Origin of the sequence: Streptomyces shenzhenensis (genome assembly GCF_003688995.1) — a bacterium.
GTDB classification, from domain to species: Bacteria; Actinomycetota; Actinomycetes; order Streptomycetales; family Streptomycetaceae; genus Streptomyces; species Streptomyces shenzhenensis_A.
In genome coordinates, this window is record NZ_PENI01000012.1 from 137,462 (window position 1) to 157,025 (window position 19,564).

15 protein-coding genes and 2 pseudogenes are annotated in these 19,564 nt (G+C 72.1%); 10 read left to right on the top strand and 7 right to left on the bottom strand.

All coding sequences use genetic code 11. The features are described from left to right. Positions 1–224: 224 nt before the first annotated feature. The 5 genes and pseudogenes from CTZ28_RS20205 to CTZ28_RS20220 all read right to left on the bottom strand — a co-directional run bounded on the left by CTZ28_RS20205 (position 225) and on the right by CTZ28_RS20220 (position 3,848). Positions 225–902 (bottom strand): GntR family transcriptional regulator, encoded by a 678-nt coding sequence (locus CTZ28_RS20205; protein ID WP_121891048.1) that lies wholly within the window; start codon positions 900–902, stop codon positions 225–227. Between the two features lie 175 nt (positions 903–1,077). Beyond that, positions 1,078–1,255, bottom strand: a pseudogene (locus CTZ28_RS49965) (3-oxoacyl-[acyl-carrier-protein] synthase III C-terminal domain-containing protein); the annotation flags it as partial. A 63-nt stretch (positions 1,256–1,318) separates the two neighbouring features. Then, a complete protein-coding gene (locus CTZ28_RS20215) occupies positions 1,319–2,266 on the bottom strand; it encodes a beta-ketoacyl-ACP synthase III (protein ID WP_121891049.1) in 948 nt (315 codons plus the stop codon). Positions 2,267–2,404: 138 nt separating this feature from the next. Next, on the bottom strand, positions 2,405–2,539 hold the full coding sequence (locus CTZ28_RS48385) for an MFS transporter small subunit (protein WP_259471707.1): 135 nt from the start codon (positions 2,537–2,539) through the stop codon (positions 2,405–2,407). Continuing rightward, a complete protein-coding gene (locus CTZ28_RS20220) occupies positions 2,514–3,848 on the bottom strand; it encodes an OFA family MFS transporter (protein WP_121891050.1) in 1,335 nt (444 codons plus the stop codon). The genes CTZ28_RS48385 and CTZ28_RS20220 overlap by 26 nt, the downstream gene beginning before the upstream one ends. A gap of 197 nt (positions 3,849–4,045) precedes the next feature. Here CTZ28_RS20220 and CTZ28_RS20225 point away from each other — a divergent pair, with 197 nt between their 5' ends. Genes CTZ28_RS20225 through fdhD form a run of 5 tightly spaced genes read left to right on the top strand, consistent with a single transcriptional unit; the run spans position 4,046 to position 10,561 of the window. Then, complete coding sequence (locus CTZ28_RS20225; protein ID WP_121891051.1) at positions 4,046–5,017, top strand: 2-dehydropantoate 2-reductase; 972 nt, start codon at positions 4,046–4,048, stop codon at positions 5,015–5,017. Continuing rightward, positions 5,014–6,933, top strand: a complete 1,920-nt coding sequence (locus CTZ28_RS20230) for a molybdopterin oxidoreductase family protein (RefSeq protein ID WP_121891052.1) — start codon at positions 5,014–5,016, stop codon at positions 6,931–6,933. Before CTZ28_RS20225 ends, CTZ28_RS20230 begins: the two co-directional genes overlap by 4 nt. A 43-nt stretch (positions 6,934–6,976) precedes the next feature. Further along, on the top strand, positions 6,977–8,809 hold the full coding sequence (locus CTZ28_RS20235; protein WP_121891053.1) for an NADH-ubiquinone oxidoreductase-F iron-sulfur binding region domain-containing protein: 1,833 nt from the start codon (positions 6,977–6,979) through the stop codon (positions 8,807–8,809). Continuing rightward, the gene (locus CTZ28_RS20240) at positions 8,806–9,666 is read left to right on the top strand and encodes a 2Fe-2S iron-sulfur cluster-binding protein (RefSeq protein WP_121891054.1); all 861 of its coding nucleotides are present in this window, start codon (positions 8,806–8,808) and stop codon (positions 9,664–9,666) included. The genes CTZ28_RS20235 and CTZ28_RS20240 overlap by 4 nt, the downstream gene beginning before the upstream one ends. A 7-nt stretch (positions 9,667–9,673) precedes the next feature. Beyond that, positions 9,674–10,561, top strand: a complete 888-nt coding sequence (gene fdhD / locus CTZ28_RS20245) for a formate dehydrogenase accessory sulfurtransferase FdhD (RefSeq protein ID WP_121891055.1) — start codon at positions 9,674–9,676, stop codon at positions 10,559–10,561. A gap of 93 nt (positions 10,562–10,654) precedes the next feature. Here the strand turns inward: fdhD and CTZ28_RS20250 are convergent, their stop codons facing one another. Continuing rightward, positions 10,655–11,476: a LysR family transcriptional regulator gene (locus CTZ28_RS20250; RefSeq protein WP_121891056.1), complete on the bottom strand. Its 822-nt coding sequence runs from the start codon at positions 11,474–11,476 to the stop codon at positions 10,655–10,657. A 290-nt stretch (positions 11,477–11,766) separates the two neighbouring features. Here CTZ28_RS20250 and CTZ28_RS48390 point away from each other — a divergent pair. Next, a pseudogene (locus CTZ28_RS48390) lies at positions 11,767–11,913 on the top strand (SDR family oxidoreductase); the annotation flags it as partial. Between the two features lie 415 nt (positions 11,914–12,328). Further along, positions 12,329–14,215, top strand: a complete 1,887-nt coding sequence (locus CTZ28_RS20260) for an exo-alpha-sialidase (RefSeq protein ID WP_121891058.1) — start codon at positions 12,329–12,331, stop codon at positions 14,213–14,215. 38 nt (positions 14,216–14,253) lie between these two features. Here the strand turns inward: CTZ28_RS20260 and CTZ28_RS20265 are convergent, their stop codons facing one another. Then, complete coding sequence (locus tag CTZ28_RS20265) at positions 14,254–15,270, bottom strand: bile acid:sodium symporter family protein (RefSeq protein ID WP_183154487.1); 1,017 nt, start codon at positions 15,268–15,270, stop codon at positions 14,254–14,256. A gap of 195 nt (positions 15,271–15,465) precedes the next feature. Here CTZ28_RS20265 and CTZ28_RS20270 point away from each other — a divergent pair, with 195 nt between their 5' ends. The 3 genes from CTZ28_RS20270 (at position 15,466) to CTZ28_RS20280 (ending at position 19,501) form a co-directional block, all read left to right on the top strand. Beyond that, positions 15,466–16,353 (top strand): LysR substrate-binding domain-containing protein, encoded by an 888-nt coding sequence (locus CTZ28_RS20270; RefSeq protein ID WP_121891060.1) that lies wholly within the window; start codon positions 15,466–15,468, stop codon positions 16,351–16,353. A gap of 308 nt (positions 16,354–16,661) precedes the next feature. After that, entirely contained in the window at positions 16,662–18,488 is a 1,827-nt protein-coding gene (locus tag CTZ28_RS20275) for an AMP-dependent synthetase/ligase (RefSeq protein ID WP_121891061.1), read from the top strand. Between the two features lie 176 nt (positions 18,489–18,664). Continuing rightward, positions 18,665–19,501, top strand: coding sequence for an aldo/keto reductase (locus CTZ28_RS20280; protein WP_121891062.1), 837 nt, complete (start codon positions 18,665–18,667; stop codon positions 19,499–19,501). Positions 19,502–19,564: the final 63 nt, after the last annotated feature.

Consider the following 19,564-nt stretch of genomic DNA (forward strand, 5'->3'; position numbering starts at 1 on the left):
CGGCCATCCGGGTGTGTCTTTCGAGGGGAACGTAGCAGTCACCGCCGAAGCTGGGAAGAAGTTGTGCACGGATTCCTGGGAACTTTCTCCTCTCGCAGGACAAAGATGCGTCGCGTCGCCCACTGGAAACCGCCCCCGACCACTCAAACCCCCACATAACGCATCGGCCCCCTGCGCGCGGAGCAGGGGGCCGACGGGCGGGGCAGGCCCCGGGGACGGCGGGGTCAGGACGTCGCGCGGTCGTGGTAGGAGCGGCGGGTGTGTTCCGTGTGTTCGCGCATCAGCTGCGTCGCGAGCTGTTCGTCGCGGTCGGCCACCGCCGCGATGAGGGCACGGTGCTCCACCCAGGACTGCCGGCCGCGCTCGCGGGCCACCGGTGTGTAGTACCAGCGCACCCGGCGGTCGACCTGCCCGGCCAGCTCCGCGAGGACCGCGTTGCCCGCCAACTCCATGATCTTGGCGTGGAAGGCCGCGTTCAGCGCCACGGCACCGTCCACGTCGTCCGCGGCCACCGCCTTCTCCCCCTGCGCGCACAGCTCGTTCAGCGCCGTGATCCCCGCGCTGCCCGCGTTCGCCGCGGCGAGCCTCGCCGCCTCGGCCTCCAGCAGCGTCCGCACGGTGAGCAGTTGATCGGCCTCGTCCTCCGTCGGCTCGTGCACGAACGCCCCCTGGGCCGGCCGCAGATCCACCCAGCCCTCGGTGTTGAGCCGCTGCAACGCCTCCCGCACCGGCTGCCGGGAGACCCCCAGGTGCCCGGCGAGTTCGCTCTCCACGAGGTGCTGACCCGGCTGCAGCGCGCGGGTCGTGATGAGTTCGAGCAGCGCCTCGTAGACACGGTCGCGCAGCGGGCCGGGCCGTTCGAGCTTCGGCACGGCACCCTGCGGCAGTCCGGTCGACAACATCGCGGTCCCCCTCCCGGGCAGGGCCGTGCACGGCGGACGATGACTCCTGCGCACTCCAGGCCCAGTATCGATTGTCTTTCGTCTACAGTCTACGGCGCACCGACGCCAGGGGCAGCGGCGGTCGACCACGTCACATCCCCCGCGCCAACCGCCCCCCACCGCCCCGCGGCACAACTCAGGGACACCGCACCACCTGCCCGGCATACGACAGATTGCCGCCGAAGCCGAACAGCAGGACCAGGTCGCCGGCGGCGATCTCGCCGCGTTCGACGAACTCGGGCCTGGCACAGCACGATCACCGCGAGCTCCTCGGGGGCCACCCCGGCCACCTCACAGGCGCCACGCGCCAACGGCAGGGGCCGCCGGGCGCGTCACCTCGACCCGACGCAACCACCCCCACCAACCCGCGGCACGACTCAGGGACACCGCACCACCTGCCCGGCATACGACAGATTGCCGCCGAAGCCGAACAGCAGGACCGGGTCGCCCGTGGTGATCTCGCCGCGTTCGACGAGCTTGGACAGGGCCAGCGGGATGCTGGCGGCGGAGGTGTTGCCGGACTCGACGACGTCCCGGGCGATCACGGCACGCGGCGCGCCGAGCTTCTCCGCGAGGGGCTCGATGATGCGCAGATTGGCCTGGTGCAGCACGACCGCGGCGAGTTCCTCGGGGGCCACCCCGGCCTTCTCACAGGCGCGGCGGGCCAGCGGCGGCAGCTGGGTGGTGGCCCAGCGGTAGACGCTCTGCCCCTCCTGGGCGAACCGCGGCGGCGTGCCCTCGATCCGCACGGCATGCCCCATCTCCGGCACCGAGCCCCACAGCACCGGACCGATCCCGGGCTCCTCTCCCGGCGCGCAGGCCTCGACGACCGCGGCCCCCGCCCCGTCGCCGACGAGGACGCAGGTGGTGCGGTCGGTCCAGTCGGTCACCTCGGACATCTTGTCGGCGCCGATGACCAGCGCCCGACTCGCGGCGCCCGCGCGGAGCGTGTGGTCGGCGGTGGCGAGCGCGTGGGTGAACCCGGCGCACACGACGTTGATGTCGAGGGCGGCGGGCCGCGGGATGCCGAGCCGGGCGGCGACCCGGGCGGCGGTGTTCGGGGAGCGGTCGACGGCGGTGGAGGTGGCGACCACGACCAGATCGACGGCGTCGGCGGCGAGGCCCGCCGCGGCGAGCGCCTTGGCGGCGGCCTGCGCGGCCAGTTCGTCCACCGGCTCGTCGGGCCCGGCGATGTGCCGTGTGCGGATGCCCACCCGGGACCGGATCCACTCGTCACTGGTGTCGACCAGATCCGCCAGGTCCTCGTTGGTGAGTACCTTGGCGGGCTGGTAGTGGCCGACTGCGGCGATGCGCGAGCCGTTCATCTGGAGTCCCCCCTTGTGGGCACGGGTAGCGGGATTCACCAGTGTGTTCAGTGACTCGCGGGTACGTCGGCAGGTAAGGCCACAGGATTCGGGCGCCCGCGTTGTCGGCTTCCGTCAGAGCCCCGGACGCCCGAACGATCATCCCGTGAACAACTGCGTCGCCTTCCGGACCAGCTCGTACAGCCCGTAGCCGAGGGGCGCCCCCACCCAGACCCAGGCGAAGGCGATCAAGCCGTTGCGGGTCCCCCTAGGCGGACTGCTGTCGCTGGACATCGGCGGCCTCCTTCGGTGGCGCGGGCAGATGGTGGCGGGGGTGCACGGGGCGGACGAACTCGTTGGCGACGAAGCCGACGACGAGCAGCCCGATCATGATGGCGAAGGACAGACCGTACAGGGACGAGCCGTGCCTGCCCGCCTCCTCCTGCCGGTCGGCGATCCAGTTGACGATGAGCGGACCGAGCACCCCCGCCGTGGACCAGGCGGTGAGCAGCCGGCCGTGGATGGCGCCCACCTGGTAGGTGCCGAACAGGTCCTTCAGATAGGCGGGAATGGTCGCGAACCCGCCACCGTAGAAGGAGAGGATCACCAGCGCGCACACCACGAACAGCGGCTTCGCGGAGTCCCCGAACAGGGCGATCGTCAGGTACATCAGCGCGCCGACGCCCAGATAGACACGGTAGATGTTCTTGCGTCCGATGAGGTCGGAGGTGGAGGACCAGCCGATGCGGCCCGCCATGTTGGCGGCGGACAGCAGCGCGACGAACCCGGCCGCCGCGGACGCCGATACGGGCCCGCTGGAGTCCGCGAAGAAGTCCGTGATCATCGGCGCGGCCTTCTCCAGGATGCCGATGCCGGCGGTCACGTTGGTGCAGAGCACGATCCACAGACACCAGAACTGCGGGGTGCGCACCGCGCTGCGGGCCGACACCCGCACGCCCTCGGCCGCGCTCGGCCCGCCGGCCGCCGCGGCGCGGTCCGCGGGGCGCGGCACGCGGACGAGGAACACGCCGAGCGCCATGAACACCGCGTAGGACAGCCCGTGCACGAGGAAGGCGAGCGCGATCCCCGTGGGGTCGGCGCCGAAGGACTCCAGCATCTGCGCCGACCAGGGCGAGGCGATCAGCGCGCCGCCGCCGAAGCCCATGATGGCGATGCCGGTGGCCATGCCGGGCCGGTCCGGGAACCACTTGATCAGGGTGGAGACGGGCGAGATGTAGCCGATGCCCAGGCCGATGCCGCCGACGAAGCCGTAGCCGAGGACGATCAGCCAGTACTGCTCGGTCCACGCGCCCAGGGCGGAGATCAGGAAGCCGGAGGAGAAGCAGACGAGGGCCACGGTCATCGCCCAGCGCGGTCCCTTGCGTTCGACGAGCGTGCCGCCGAACGCGGCCGACAGGCCGAGCATCACGATCGCCAGCTGGAACGGGAGCGCGCTCTGGGTGCCGTCGAGGTGGAGCGCGGCCTCGAGAGGTGGCTTGAACACGCTCCAGGCGTAGGCCTGGCCGATGGCGAGGTGGACGGAGAGCGCGGCGGGCGGGACGAGCCAGCGGCTCCATCCCGGCGGTGCGAGTGGGGGACTCATGATCGCGCACAATAAAGAGGCGCCCGGCGGTTTGAGAAGTCGTCGGGTCGACCGTATGCGATGAACGGTATCCGGCATGCGATGAACGGTCGTCGGGCCTCTTGTCGACCCTCCACCCATACTGTAGACAATATTTCGTCGACAAGATTCACCCCCCCCACCTCCGCGGTATCCCTCACACCGAACGGAGTGTTCCCGTGAAAGTCGCAGTCCTCGGCGCCGGTGCGATCGGCGCCTATGTCGGTGCCGCGCTCCACCGCGCCGGCGCCGATGTGCATCTCATCGCCCGTGGACCGCATCTGGCGGCCATGAGGCAGTACGGAGTACGGGTGCTGAGCCCGCGCGGCGACTTCACCGCGCACGCCCACGCCACCGACGACCCGGTCGAGGTCGGCCCGGTCGACTATGTCTTCCTGGGTCTGAAGGCCAACTCGTACGCGGCGTGCGGGCCGCTGATCGGACCGCTGTTGCATGAGCGGACGGCCGTGGTCGCGGCCCAGAACGGCATCCCCTGGTGGTACTTCCACCGTCACGGCGGCCCCTACGACGGCCACCGCGTGGAGAGCGTGGATCCCGGCGGCGCGGTCAGTGCGGTGCTCGCGCCCGAACGGGCCGTCGGCTGTGTCGTCTACGCCGCCACCGAGCTCGAAGGACCGGGCGTGGTACGGCACTTGGAGGGCACCCGGTTCTCGATCGGCGAGCCCGACCGCAGCGTCTCGGCGCGCTGTACGGACCTCGGCGAGGCCATGCGGGCCGGCGGTCTGAAGTGCCCGGTCGAGCCGGAACTGCGCAACGATATCTGGCTCAAGCTGCTCGGCAACATCTCGTTCAACCCGATCAGCGCCCTGGCCCGGGCCACGATGCGGCAGATGTGCCGGCACGGCGGCACCCGCCGGGTCATCGAGATCATGATGCGCGAGACCCTCTCGGTCGCCGAGGCCCTCGGCTGCGAGGTCGGGGTCTCCATCGAACGGCGGCTCGCGGGCGCGGAGCGCGTCGGCGACCACCGCACCTCCACGCTCCAGGACCTGGAGCGCGGCAAGCCGCTGGAACTCGACGTGCTGCTCGCGGCCGTCGTCGAACTGGCGGAGATCACCGGCGTGGAGGTGCCCACCCTGCGCACCGTGCACGCCATCTCGGACCTGCTCGCGCTGAGGAGCGCCGCATGAGGAAACGGCAACCGAAGACCTACACCCGGCTCACCCACCCGCTCGTCCGCGACCGGCGCGACGAGCCCTTCCGGCAGGCGAGCTGGGAGGAGGCGCTGGAGCGCACCGCCCGGGGGCTGCGGCGCAACCGCGGCGCCTTCGGCATGTTCTCCTGCGCCCGGGCGACCAACGAGATGAACTACGTGGCGCAGAAGTTCGCCCGTGTGGTGATGGGCACCAACAACGTCGACTCGTGCAACCGCACCTGTCACGCCCCGAGCGTGGCCGGTCTGTCGGCCGCGTTCGGCTCCGGTGGCGGGACGTCCTCCTACGCGGAGATCGAGCACACCGATGTCATCGTGATGTGGGGCTCCAACGCCCGCTTCGCGCACCCGATCTTCTTCCAGCACGTACTGAAGGGGATCAGGAACGGCGCCCGGATGTACGCGGTCGACCCGCGCCGCACCTCCACCGCCGAGTGGGCGGAGAGCTGGCTCGGCCTCAACGTCGGCACGGACATCCCGATGGCGCACGCGATCGGCCGCGAGATCATCCGCGCGGGGCTGGCCAACGAGGCGTTCATCGAGCGGGCGACCTCCGGCTTCGACGAGTACCAGGCCCTCGTCGAGCCCTGGACGCTGTCCCTCGCCGAGCAGGTGACCGGTGTACCGGCCGGCGCGATACGGGAGTTGGCGCATGCCTACGCCCGCGCCGAGCGCGCCCAGCTGTGCTGGACACTCGGCATCACCGAGCACCACAACGGCACCGACAACGTCCGCGCGCTGATCAACCTCTCCCTGCTCACCGGCCACGTCGGCCGCTACGGCTCGGGGCTGCAGCCGCTGCGCGGCCAGAACAACGTGCAGGGCGGCGGCGACATGGGGGCCATCCCCAACCGGCTGCCCGGCTTCCAGGACATCCTCGACCCGGACGTCCGGCTGAAGTTCGAGTCGGCCTGGGACACCGTCATCCAGCCGCACTACGGGCTCAATCTGACGGAGATGTTCGAGGCGATGGAGGAGGGCACGCTGCGGGCCGTCTACTGCATCGGCGAGAACCCGGCCCAGTCGGAGGCCGACAACGAGCAGGCCGTGCGGCGGATGACGGAGCTGGACTTCCTGGTCGTACAGGACATCTTCCTGACGAGGACGGCCGAACTGGCGGACGTGGTCCTGCCCGCGACCGCCGGCTGGGCGGAGACCGACGGCACGACCACCAACAGCGAGCGGCGGGTGCAGCGGGTACGCCGGGCCGTCACCCCGCCCGGCGAGGCGCGCGAGGACATCGACATCATCTGCGAACTGGCCGGGCGGCTCGGCCACGACTGGAAGTACGCCGACGCCGAGGCCGTGTGGAACGAGCTGCGGTCGGTCTCCCCGGACCACTACGGGATGACGTACCGGCGGCTGACCGAGCACCAGGGCATCCAGTGGCCGTGCCCGAGCACCGACCGGCTCGAACCGGCCTATCTGCACGGCCGGTTGTGGGAGCCGGATCCGGCGCGGCGGGGCCGGCTCGCGCCGTTCGGGATCGTGCGGCACGACCCGCCGGTCGACCTGACCGACGAGGAGTACCCGATCCGGCTCACCACCGGACGACGGCTCGACTCGTACAACACGGGTGTGCAGAGCGGTGGTTTCGCCTCGCCGCTGCGCCGTGGCGAGTACATCGAGCTGTGCCCGGAGGACGCCGAGCGGCACGGGGTCGTCGTCGGCGAGCGGGTCCGGGTGAGCTCGCGGCGCGGCGCGGTCGTGGCACCAGTGTGGATCGACACCGCCCTGCGCCCCGGGCTCGCCTTCATGACCATGCACTTCCCCGACGAGGTGGACACCAACCAGCTGACGATCGAGGCCAACTGCCCCATCGCGGGGACGGCGGAGTTCAAGGCGTCGGCGATCCGGATCGAGAAGCTGCCGATCACCACGACCGTCGGCTGACCGAACCGCTCACCCCCGCAACCTGTCCAAGTGAGGTGACCTGGTGGATCTGCACTTCGGCGACAGCAAGCCGACGGACGAGGAACGGGCGGCCGTCGACGCCCTGCTCGGCCCCCCGGAGTCCTCCTGGGAGGGCGCCGCCCGGGACGAGATGAGGACCGAGGATCTGAGGTGGGCACGCGGCGGCCGGAGGGCCCGCGAACGCCGCGACCTGCTGTTGCCGGGGCTGCACGCGATCAACGACCGGATCGGCTGGATCAGCGACGGCGCCCTCGGCTACCTGTGCCGGCGGCTGACGGTGCCACCGGCCGAGGCGTACGGCGTCGCCACCTTCTACGCCCTGTTCTCCGTCCGGCCACGCCCGGCGACCGTGCTCCACGTCTGCACCGACCTGGCCTGCGCCGCCGCCGGGGCGCAGGAGCTGGGTGCCGGGATCGAGTCGCGGCTCGGGCCGGGCAGCGGGGTGAGCGTCGCGCGCTCCCCCTGCCTCGGCCTGTGCGAACGGGCACCGGCCGCCCTCGCGATCCGGGCCGGTGACCCGGTGCGTACGGCGGTGTCGGCGCCGGCGACGGTGGCAGCGGCCGTCCTCGCCGCGACCGCCCCCGACTCGGCGCCCGAGGAGCCGCCCGCCGCCCTCGCGGTCCCGCAGGCCGGCGACCCGTCACTGCTGCTGCTGCGCCGCGTCGGCGTGGTCGACCCGGCGTCGCTGGACGACTACCGCGCCCACGACGGCTACGCCGCCCTGCGCCGGGCCTTCGCGCTCGGGCCCGCCGGGGTGATCCGCGAGGTCACCGACTCCGGGCTGGTCGGGCGCGGCGGCGCCGCCTTCCCCACCGGCCGCAAGTGGCAGGCCACGGCGTCCCAGCCCGACCGGCCGCACTACCTGGTGTGCAACGCGGACGAGTCCGAGCCCGGCACCTTCAAGGACCGGGTGATCATGGAGGGCGATCCGTACGCGCTGATCGAGGCGATGACGATCGCCGCGTACGCGATCGGCGCGCACCGTGGCTTCCTCTATCTGCGCGGCGAGTACCCGCGCGCGCTGCGCCGCCTGGAGCACGCCGTCGCCCAGGCCCGTGCGCGCGGCTTTCTCGGCGACGACATCCTCGGCCAGGGTTTCGCCTTCGACATCGAGATCCGGCGGGGCGCGGGCGCGTACATCTGCGGCGAGGAGACGGCCCTGTTCAACTCGGTCGAGGGCTACCGCGGCGAGCCGCGCGCCAAGCCGCCGTTCCCGGTGGAGAAGGGCCTGTTCGGCAAGCCGACCGTCGAGAACAACGTGGAGACCCTGGTCAACGTGGTACCGATCCTGACCATGGGCGCCCCGGCGTACGCGGCGCTCGGCACGGGGACGTCCACCGGGCCGAAGCTGTTCTGCGTGTCGGGAAGCGTGGCCAGGCCCGGCGTCTACGAGCTGCCGTTCGGGGCGACGCTCGGCGAGCTGCTCACGCTGGCCGGGGTGCGGGACGGGCTGCGCGCGGTGCTGCTCGGCGGGGCGGCGGGCGGCTTCGTACGGCCCGACGAACTCGGCATCCCGCTCACCTTCGAGGGCACCCGGGAGGCGGGCACGACCCTCGGCTCCGGTGTCGTGCTGGCCTTCGACGACACGGTGCCGCTGCCCCGGCTGCTGCTGCGCATCGCCGAGTTCTTCCGCGACGAGTCCTGCGGGCAGTGCGTGCCGTGCCGGGTCGGCACCGTACGGCAGGAGGAGGCGCTGCACCGGATCGTGGCGCGCACGGGCGCCGACGCCGCCGGTGACATCGCCCTGCTGCGCGAGGTCGGCCGCGCGATGCGGGACGCCTCGATCTGCGGTCTCGGACAGACCGCGTGGAACGCCGTGGAATCCGCCATCGACCGTCTGGGGGCGTACGAATGACCGTCACACCGCTGGGGATCCCCCGCCGGCTGCTGGAGTTCACCGTCGACGGCGCGCCGGTGCGGGTGCCGGAGGGCTCGACCGTCCTGGACGCCTGCCGGGCCGCCGGGAAGGACGTCCCGACCCTCTGCCAGGGCGACACGCTGCGGCCCAAGAACGCCTGCCGGGTGTGCGTGGTCGAGGTCGAGGGCGCACGCACCCTGGTGCCCGCCTGCTCGCGCCGGGCCGAGCCGGGCATGGTGGTGCACACGGACACCGAGCGGGCCCGGCACAGCCGCAGGATCGTCCTGGAGCTGCTCGCGTCCTCGGTCGACCTGTCCACCACCCCGAGGGCCGCGGAGTGGATCGAGGAGTACGGGGCGGAGCCGGACCGCTTCGGCCCGGACGCGGCCCGCCTGGACGAGGAACCGAGGATCGACAACGATCTGTACGTGCGCGACTACGACAAGTGCATCCTGTGCTACAAGTGCGTCGACGCGTGCGGTGACCAGTGGCAGAACACCTTCGCGATCTCGGTCGCCGGGCGCGGCTTCGACGCCCGGATCGCGGTCGAGCACGACGCCCCGCTCACCGACTCGGCCTGCGTGTACTGCGGAAACTGCATCGAGGTGTGCCCGACGGGAGCACTGTCGTTCAAGTCGGAGTTCGACATGCGCGCGGCGGGTATCTGGAACGAGTCGGCGCAGACCGAGACGACCACGGTGTGCGCCTACTGCGGAGTAGGCTGCAACCTCACTCTGCACGTACAGGACAATGAGATCGTGAAGGTCACCTCACCGCACGACAATCCGGTGACCCACGGCAATCTCTGCATCAAGGGCCGATTCGGCTACCAGCACGTACAGAACCGGGGCTGAGGACGACATGGGACGAGTCACGGAACGACGCAAGGTGATCCGGATCCGCGACGGGGCGGTCAGCGCCCGGCCGGACACGCTCGTCGCCGAGGAGCCGCTGGAGATCAGGCTCAACGGCAGATCCCTCGCGATCACCATGCGCACCCCCGGCGACGACTTCGCGCTGGCCGCCGGGTTCCTGGTCAGCGAGGGCGTCCTGGCCACCGCCGCCGATCTGCAGAACATCGTGTACTGCGCGGGCGCGACGGATGGGGGCACCTCCCTGTCCGAGCGCAGTCGAGGACTTGGGGGAGGCTCGAACACGTACAACGTGGTGGACGTGCGGACGGCGCCGGGCGTCGTGCTGCCCGACATCACGCTGGAGCGGAACGTGTACACGACCTCGTCCTGCGGGCTGTGCGGCAAGGCGAGCCTGGACGCGGTGCGCACGACGGCCCGCTGGCCGATAGCCGACACTCCCCCGGTCCGGGTGGACCCCGAGCTGCTCGCGAGCCTCCCCGACCGGCTGCGTGCCGCCCAGCGGGTGTTCGACCGGACCGGGGGGCTGCACGCGGCGGCCCTGTTCACCGAGGACGGGGAGCTGCTGGACGTACGGGAGGACGTGGGCCGGCACAACGCGGTCGACAAGCTGGTCGGCCGCGCCCTGCAGAGCGGGGCCCTGCCGCTGTCCCGGTCGATCCTGCTGGTGTCCGGCCGGGCCTCCTTCGAGCTGGCGCAGAAGGCCGTGATGGCGGGCATCCCGGTGCTGGCCGCGGTCTCGGCGCCGTCGTCGCTGGCGGTGGACCTGGCCGCCGAGACGGGACTGACCCTGGTGGGTTTCCTGCGGGGCAGCTCCATGAACGTGTACGCGGGGGAGGACCGCGTCGCTCTGCGGACCGCGGCCGCCCAGGGCTGACACCGGCTCACCGCGACACGGTGGCGGGGCCCCGACCGGCGGGGAGCGCCCCCTGCGCCGCAGGGGCCCCGCCGTGCCCCGCCGCCGTGCGCCTCAGGCGCGCTCCCGTGCCGTGCGGGCGAACTCGGTGATCAGGGGTGAGCGGTGGCTCGCCGCCCAGGCGAGGAACACCTGGTCCGGCTCGGCGTCGCGTACGGGCACACAGGTGATGTCGGGCCGGGAGTACTGCTCGGCGACCGAGGCCGGCACGAGGGTGATGCCGGTGCCCGCCGCCACGCACTCGGACTTCTCCTCCTCCTCGACGGTGCGGATCGGCACGTCGTCGGGGAGCGGGTCGGCGTGGCGCAGCCACCGCTCCCCCGCCAGGTCGGCGAGGGCGAGGTCCCGCCTGCCGGCCAGCCGGTGCCGCGCGGGCAGCATCGCCACCCGGTCCTCCGTGAACAGCGGCAGCAGGGTGAGCCCCCGCTCGTGGACCGGGCGGCGCACATAGGCCAGGTCGACCGTGCCGTCCAGGATCAGCCGCTCCTGGTCGTACCGCTCGACGCGGCGGGCGTGCACCGCCACGTCGGGGTGGGCGGCGCCGAAGGCCCGCAGCACGGGGGTGACGGCCACGCCAGCCCGGAAGCCGACGACCAGCCGCCGCGGTCCGCGTGCGGCCCTGCGCACCCGGCGCCGGGTGGCGTCCGCGGCGGCCAGCAACTGCCGTGCGTCGTCGAGGAGTTGACGGCCCGCCGGGGTGAGGGTCACGCCGTGGCTGTCCCGTTCGAAGAGGGGGGCGTCCAGGTCCTTCTCCAGGGCCCGGATCTGGCGGCTCAGCACGGGCTGGGTGATGTGCAGGCGCTCGGCCGCCCGCCCGAAGTGCAGTTGTTCGGCGACCGCCGTGAAGTAGCGGACCTTCCGCAGGTCGAGGTCCATGGCCGTCCTTCCGCCGTCGCGGTGACGATGCCCTCAGAGTATCGCCGCGCCCGGAAGAGGTTTTGGACGGCGAGGTCCTGTCGTCACATTCCCGTCGTCCGCCCGGAGGGCGGGCCCTGCGGCGTCGTGGGGGGTCCCCCCCTGGTCGAGCGGAGCCGAGAGCTTGGGGGAGCGTGCTCTCGGTGTGCCGGGCGCGGGCCCTCGTACTGGACGTACTCGGGCCTGTGTCCGGTGCGGCGAGTCGGGGTGCCCCCTGCTCCACCAGTGTCGCCGCGAGCCTGTGCGGCGCGATGGAGTCGCTCACCCGGGCGCCGGCCCTGGAGTTGGCCCCGCTCCGGGTGGATGTGGTCTGCCCCGGCCTGGTGCGCACCGACCTGTGGCGGGAGATGCCCCAGGATGACCGGGCCGGACTGTTCGAGTCGAGCGCCGCCGCGCTGCCCGTCGGCCGGGCGGGCACCCCGGAGGACGTCGCCGAGGCGTATCTGTATCTCCTCCGCCGTGATCCTGACCGGCTCAGACCAGCAGCCCGCCGCCGTCCACGACCACCACCGAACCGGTGCTGTACCCGCCGCGCATCAACCGCACGCCGACAGGCCCGCGCACGGGGCGCGTTCGGCGGCCGACAGCGAGTGAGGGGCGCACGCCCCTGCGCCCGGCGCCCCCCGAACGGACCACAGTTCTTGTGAGCCGCCGCGGACCCCAACTAACGTCTGAAGCATGCACGTTGGACGTCGGATGTCCGAATGTCCCGAGGCCCGTACGTCTCGACACATGAAGGGCAGGCCGCACATGCCGCCGAGAACCGACGCACTCCCCCGCTGCCCCCGGCCCCGCAGGAGCCGGGGGCAGCGCATGAGATCCGCCCCGGCCGCCGTACTCACGGCGGCCATGCTGCTCGTGCTGCCGCACCCCGCGCACGCCCAGCCGGCACACCCCCGGGCGCCGCACACCCAGGCGGACGCCGAAACCCCCGGCTTCGCCCAGCAGGTCCTCTTCAAGTCCGCCCAGGACCCGGGCTACGCCTGCTTCCGCATCCCGGCGATCGTGCGGACGACCGCCGGCACGCTCCTCGCGTTCGCCGAGGGCCGGGTCCTCAACTGCGGTGACGCCACGGACATCGACATCGTGCTGAAGCGTTCCACCGACGGCGGCCGCACCTGGGGTCCGCTCCAGGTGGTCAACGAGGGCGCGGGAGACACCCATGGCAACCCGGCGCCCGTCGTGGACCGCGAGTCGGGGCGCGTCCTGCTGGCGCAGACGTACAACACCGGCCGCACGGACTCCGCGAACTGCGCCATCCCGTGCGACCGCACCCCGCATCTGCAGTACAGCGACGACGACGGCCTGACCTGGTCGGCACCGCGCGATCTGAGCCCCGAGATCCTGCCGCCCGACTGGAACTCCTGGTACGCCACCGGCCCCGTGCACGGCCTCCAGCTCGACCGCGGCCGGTACGCGGGACGGCTCGTCCTCGGCGTCAACACCGAGACCTGGAACGGCAGCCGGGTCGCCGCCAACCACGCGGCGCTCATCGTCAGCGACGACGGCGGCGACCACTGGCGGATCGGCGCCACGGACAGCTGGCCGATCGCCCCCGACGGCACCTTCCGGCAGAAGCCGTCCGAGCTGACGCTCGCCACGCGCGCCGACGGCTCCCTCCTGGTCAGCGGCCGGGAACAGGACGGCACCGACCTCGGCCACCGCACCCAGGCGATCAGCCGCGACGGCGGCGGCAGCTTCACCGCGCCCTTCCGCGACCTCCCGGACCTGTACGCGCCCCAGGTGCAGTGCTCGACGCTGCGGCTCGACGGCCGGCTGCTGCTGGCCTGCCCCGGCGACCCCGACCGGCGCCGCACCATGATGATCCGCTCGTCCTACGACGGCGGCCGCACCTGGGACAGCGTGGACCGGGGCACGGTCGTCACCACGGACTGGTCCGGCTACTCCGACATGGTGCGCGTCGCCGGTGCCACGGTGGGCCTGCTGTACGAGGGCGGGGCGGTCGACGCCCGCGACGAGATCCGGTTCGCCCGCTTCACCGAGGACCGGCTGCGCCCGCGCCGCGGCCCCGACCCCACCACCCGCGACCTGGCCCCGCGCGCCCCGCGCGCGGCGGTGCTGGGAGGCGCCGGGGAGACGGCGGGCGTGTCGGGCGGTGCTCTGCGGTTCGACGGCGCCGACGACGCCGTACGGCTGCCCTACGACGACCGGCTGCCGCTCGGCACCCGGGACTTCACCGTGTCGCTGTGGTTCCGCACCACGGCGGCCTCCGGGGAGCAGCCGCTGCTGTGGATGGGCGGCATCGGTTCCAGGCAGCCGCAGGTGTGGCTGCGCGGCGAGCCCGACAGCGACCGGGTGCGCGGGCTGATCACGGTGCGGGAGGGCGCGACGGCGGTCAGGACGGCGGCGGTCGCCGCGTCCGGCGCCCACAACGACGGCCGCTGGCACCATCTGGTGCTGCGCCGCGGCGGCGGGCGGCTGACGCTCCTCCTCGACGGCACGGCGTCGTCCGTGGCCGACGTGCCGGGCTCGGTGAGCCGGAATGCGCCGTTCGGCGTGCACATCGGCCAGCGCATGGACAGCCGGGCGTTCTTCACCGGCGCGATCGACGACGTGCACGTCTGGGACCGGGCGCTGACCGACGCGGAGCTGTCCGACCCGCGGGCGCTGCGCTCCCTGCGGGACACCGTGCTGTGGCTGCCCCTGGACCGGGTGTCCGGCCCTCCCGGGCGGCCCTGAACCGGGCGGCGGGCGTCAGCGCGTACGGGCGGCGGGCCTCAGCGCGGCTGCGTACCGGTGCCGGCCGCGGCGGATGCCGCCACGGCCGGCCCCGCCGGGGCCGTGGTCCCCGCCTCGGGGTCGCGCGCCCGGCGCTTGGCGATGACCGCGCAGACCATCAGCTGCATCTGGTGGAAGAGCATCAGGGGCAGCACGGCCAGGGAGGCGTGCGCGCCGAACAGGACGCTCGCCATGGGCAGCCCGGAGGCGAGGGACTTCTTCGAGCCGGCGAACTGGATGGCGATCCGGTCCGCGCGTCCGAACCGCAGTGCCTTGGCGCCGTACCAGGTCAGGGCGAGCATCGCGGCGAGCAGGGCGGCCTCCACGACGAGCAGGCCGGCCAGCCGGGCGGGGCTGACCTGGTGCCAGATCCCCTGGACCATGCCCTCGCTGAACGCGGCGTAGACCACCAGCAGGATCGAGCCGCGGTCGACGAGGCCGAGCACCTTCTTGTGCCGGGCGATGAAGCCCCCGACCCAGCGGCGCAGCAGCTGTCCGGCGAGGAACGGCACCAGCAGCTGGAGCACGATCTTGATCAGTGAGTCGGCGGAGAACCCGCCGCCGCTGTTGCCGAGCAGCGCCGCCGCCAGCAGCGGGGTGAGCACGATGCCGATCAGCGAGGAGAAGGAGCCCGCGCAGATCGCGGCGGGCACGTTGCCGCGGGCGATCGAGGTGAACGCGATGGACGACTGGATCGTCGACGGCACCAGGGTGAGGAACAGCAGGCCCTGGTGGAGGGGGTGGGTCAGCAGCACCGGCACCAGGCCGCGCGCGGCCAGGCCGAGCACCGGGAAGAGCACGAAGGTGCTGGCCAGAACGGTGATGTGGAGCCGCCAGTGGCGCAGCCCGTCGAGCGCCTCACGAGTGGACAGCCGGGCGCCGTAGAGGAAGAAGAGGAAGGCGATCGCGGCCGTCGCGGCGCCGGACGCCACGTGGGCGGCCCCACCCCGGGCGGGCAGCAGCGCGGCGAGGCCCACCGTCCCGAGCAGGAGCAGGATGTACGGGTCGATCGGCATCCGACTCGGCCGGTGCAGGCGTTTCACGGTGCTCCACTTGCTGTGCGTCAGGGCTCGTCTTGCCGGGTGTCCGGGTGGTGCTGGGGCCCGCGCGGGACCCCTCCCCATCGTCCTCCTCCGGCCCGTGATCGGGAATCCGGCATACCGCACTCACTGTCATCATGTTCCGCGATGGCTCCGCGGTAGCCTGGAACCGTGTACGAGCCCTCCCAACTGCGGACGTTCCTCGCCGTGGCCCAGACGCTCAGCTTCACGCAGGCCGCCAGGCGGCTGGGGCTGCGCCAGTCCACCGTCAGCCAGCATGTGCGGCGGCTGGAGGACGCCACGGGGCGCCAGCTGTTCACCCGCGACACCCACTCCGTCGAGCTGACCGAGGACGGCGAGGCCATGCTGGGGTTCGCGCGCCGGATCCTGGCGGTGCACGAGCAGGCGTCGGCGTTCTTCACCGGCACGCGGGTGCGCGGCCGGCTGCGCTTCGGCGCGTCGGAGGACTTCGTGCTGACCCGGCTGCCGGAGATCCTGGAGGGCTTCCGGTACGACTATCCCGAGGTCGATCTGGAGCTGACGGTCGAGCTGTCCGGCACGCTGCACGAGCAGCTGGCCGCGGGGAAGCTGGACCTGGTCCTGGCCAAGCGGCGGCCCGAGGACCGGCGCGGCGAACTGGTCTGGCACGACGACCTGGTGTGGATCGGCGCGGAGCGGCTCCGTCTGGACCCGGACCGCCCGGTGCCGCTCATCGTGTTCCCGCCGCCGGGCATCACCCGCGCGCTGGCCCTGGAGGCACTGGAGCGGCAGGGCCGCCCGTGGCGCATCGTATGCACCAGCGGCAGCCTCAACGGCCTCATCGCGGCGGCCCGGGCCGGGCTCGGCGTGATGGCGCACTCACGGGGCCTGGTGCCGCCCGGACTGTTCCGGGTCCCGGACCGGGCGGGACTGCCGGAGCTCGGCCAGGTCGACTTCGTCCTGATACACGGCCGCCACCCGACCCCGGCCCGGAACGCGGCCCGCGCCCTGGCGGCGGCGATCCTCACCGGCGCGGAACGCCTCCACCGCCGCGTGAGCGCTCCGCGCGGAAGGCCGTGACGCGCGCCGTCACCGATCCCCGGATGCGTCCTCGGTCGGCTGCGGCGCCGTCGTGGCCGGTCGCGCCGTTCCCCGCGGCCCTTCGGGCGCGGGTAATCGGGTCGTACAGATTCGGTGGAGATGGGGCGCCGAAACCTACTGAACCGTAAGTAATTCTGTCCGACCGTTCCCCATGTGAGCGTATTCTCCGGTCACCGGACGGGCCTTACGCGGCGATTGGCCGGTTTCGCACCCCCTCCCGCCCTGTCGATGGGTGGGGTAGCTTTCACGGCGCTGTGCGGAGCGCCACCGAGGAGCGGGAGCGGGGTTTGCGCGAGTTCACCAACCCTCCGATGGCGTCGGCGCCACCGGTGGGGGGTCTGGCCGACGTCGTCTTCGAGCATGCCGTCCGGGACCCGCTCCATATCGCCCTCGGCCGCAAGGACGAGCAGGGCCGGTGGCGGGACGTGACCTCCGCCGAGTTCCGTGACGAGGTCCTCGCCCTCGCCAAGGGCCTGCTCGCACGCGGCGTCCGCTTCGGCGACCGGGTGGCCATCATGTCCCGTACCCGCTACGAGTGGACGCTCTTCGACTACGCGCTGTGGACCATCGGCGCCCAGGTGGTGCCGGTCTACCCCACCTCCTCGGCCGAGCAGTGCTTCTGGATGCTGTACGACGCCGAGGTGTCCGCGGCGGTCGTCGAGCACGAGGACCACGCGATGACCATCGCCACCGTCATCGACCGGCTGCCGCAACTGCGTCAGCTGTGGCAGCTGGACTCGGGCGCCGTGCACGAGCTGTACGACGCCGGGGCGCACCTCGACGACGAGATGGTGCACCGGCACCGCCGTGCGGTCACCCCGGACTCGACCGCCACGATCATCTACACCTCGGGGACGACCGGCCGGCCCAAGGGCTGTGTCATCACGCACGGCAACTTCATGTTCGAGGCGGACACGGTCATCGAGCGCTGGGAGCCGGTGTTCCACTCCAGGAAGGGCGACGAGGCGGCGACCCTGCTGTTCCTGCCCCTCGCGCATGTCTTCGGACGGATGGTGGAGATCGCCGCGATCCGCGGCGGGGTGCGCTTCGGGCACCAGCCGCAGCTCAACGCCGCCGCCCTGCTGCCCGATCTGCAGGCCTTCCGGCCGACGTTCATCCTCGCGGTGCCCTACATCTTCGAGAAGGTGTTCAACTCGGCCCGGCGCAAGGCCGAGAAGGAGGGCAAGGCCGGGCCGTTCGAGAAGGCCGTCGACGTCGCGGTGCGGTACGCGGACGCGATGGAGGCGAAGGCCTGGGGCACCGGGCCCGGCCCCTCGGCCGGTCTGCGCATGCAGCACCAGTTCTTCGACAAGGTCGTCTACGCCAAGGTCCGCGCGGCCATGGGCGGCCGGATCCGCAACGCGATGTCCGGCGGCTCGGCCATGGACCGCAGGCTGGGGCTGTTCTTCGCGGGCGCGGGCGTGCAGATCTACGAGGGCTACGGCCTCACGGAGTCGACGGCCGCCGCCACCGCCAACCCGCCCGAACGCACCCGCTACGGCACCGTCGGCCAGGCCATCCCGGGCATGACCGTGCATATCGCGGACGACGGGGAGATCTGGCTGCACGGCGCCAACGTCTTCCAGGGCTACCTCAACAACCAGAAGGCCACCGACGAGACGCTGCACGACGGCTGGCTGGCCACCGGCGACCTGGGCGCCCTGGACGAGGACGGCTATCTGACCATCACCGGCCGCAAGAAGGAGATCCTGGTGACCTCCGGCGGCAAGAGCGTGTCCCCCGGGGTGCTGGAGGAGCGGGTCCGTGACCATCCGCTGGTCAGCCAGTGCATCGTCGTCGGCAACGACCGCCCGTACATCGCCGCCCTGGTCACCCTGGACCACGAGGCGATCGAGCACTGGCTGGCGATGCGCGGCAAGCCGCGGATGACCCCGGCCCAGCTGGTCCACGACCCCGACCTGGAGACCGAGGTGCGGCGCGCGGTGGTGGCCGCCAACACCCTGGTCTCGCAGGCGGAGTCGATCCGTACGTTTCGCATCCTGGCCCAGCCGTTCACCGAGGAACACGGCCTGCTGACACCGTCGTTGAAGCTGAAGCGCAAGGCGATCGAGAACGCGTACGCGAACGAGGTGGACGCCCTGTACCGCGCGTGACATGACGCCGGTCGCCGCACAGCCGCTCGTTCACAAGCTGCGTTTCCGGCCATTCTGCGCCACCGGGGCGGATCCTCCGGCCAGTTCCGGCGCATTTCCCGGTCAGGAATGCGCGGCGGGCCGTGATCGTTGACGATGGGGATACGACCTGTCGACAACCGAAGGATCAAGAGCTCGTGAGCAGCAAGGTCCCCCCGATCATCCTCAACAACGGCGTCGAGATGCCCCAGCTGGGCTTCGGCGTGTGGCAGGTGCCGGACGACGAGGCCGAGCGGGCCGTCGCCACCGCGCTGGAGGCCGGGTACCGCAGCATCGACACAGCGGCGTTCTACGGCAACGAAGCGGGCACCGGCAGGGCCGTCGCGGCCTCCGGCCTGCCCCGCGAGGACATCTTCGTCACGACCAAGCTCGACAACGGCGACCAGGGGTACGACGCGACGCTGCGCGCTTTCGACGCCTCGCTGGCGAAGCTGGGTCTGGACTACGTCGACCTGTACCTGATCCACTGGCCGCTGCCGGCCCGCGGCACGTACATCGACTCCTACAAGGCGTTCGAGAAGCTGTACGGCGACGGCCGCGTCCGGGCCATCGGCGTCTCCAACTTCCTGCCCGAGCACCTGGAGCGGCTGATCGCCGAGACATCGGTCATCCCCGCGGTCAACCAGATCGAACTCCACCCGCATCTGCAGCAGCACGCGGCCCGCGAGTACCACGCCGAGCAGGGCATCGCCACCGAGGCCTGGTCGCCGCTCGGCCAGGGCAAGGGCCTGCTGGAGGTGCCGGCGATCGTCGCCATCGCGCAGAAGCACAACCGCACTCCGGCCCAGGTGGTGCTGCGCTGGCACGTCCAGCTGGGCACCGTCGTGATCCCCAAGTCCGTGACGCCGTCCCGGATCAGGGAGAACATCGAGGTCTTCGACTTCAGCCTGGACACCGAGGACCTCGCGGCGATCAGCGCGCTCAACGAGGACCGCCGACTGGGCCCGGACCCGGCGACGCACGACCCCCGCTGACCGCTCCGCGGCACGGCAGCACGTACACCCACCCCGCGCCGGGCCGCACGGCGGGACGTGGGC

Bases quoted from the DNA above. Each gene is read 5' to 3' on its own strand.
- CTZ28_RS20205 (WP_121891048.1), bottom strand. From the start codon at position 902: ATGTTGTCGACCGGACTGCCGCAGGGTGCCGTGCCGAAGCTCGAACGG.
- CTZ28_RS20215 (WP_121891049.1), bottom strand. From the start codon at position 2,266: ATGAACGGCTCGCGCATCGCCGCAGTCGGCCACTACCAGCCCGCCAAG.
- CTZ28_RS48385 (WP_259471707.1), bottom strand. From the start codon at position 2,539: ATGTCCAGCGACAGCAGTCCGCCTAGGGGGACCCGCAACGGCTTGATC.
- CTZ28_RS20220 (WP_121891050.1), bottom strand. From the start codon at position 3,848: ATGAGTCCCCCACTCGCACCGCCGGGATGGAGCCGCTGGCTCGTCCCG.
- CTZ28_RS20230 (WP_121891052.1), top strand. From the start codon at position 5,014: ATGAGGAAACGGCAACCGAAGACCTACACCCGGCTCACCCACCCGCTC.
- CTZ28_RS20240 (WP_121891054.1), top strand. From the start codon at position 8,806: ATGACCGTCACACCGCTGGGGATCCCCCGCCGGCTGCTGGAGTTCACC.
- fdhD (WP_121891055.1), top strand. From the start codon at position 9,674: ATGGGACGAGTCACGGAACGACGCAAGGTGATCCGGATCCGCGACGGG.
- CTZ28_RS20250 (WP_121891056.1), bottom strand. From the start codon at position 11,476: ATGGACCTCGACCTGCGGAAGGTCCGCTACTTCACGGCGGTCGCCGAA.
- CTZ28_RS20260 (WP_121891058.1), top strand. From the start codon at position 12,329: ATGAGATCCGCCCCGGCCGCCGTACTCACGGCGGCCATGCTGCTCGTG.
- CTZ28_RS20265 (WP_183154487.1), bottom strand. From the start codon at position 15,270: ATGCCGATCGACCCGTACATCCTGCTCCTGCTCGGGACGGTGGGCCTC.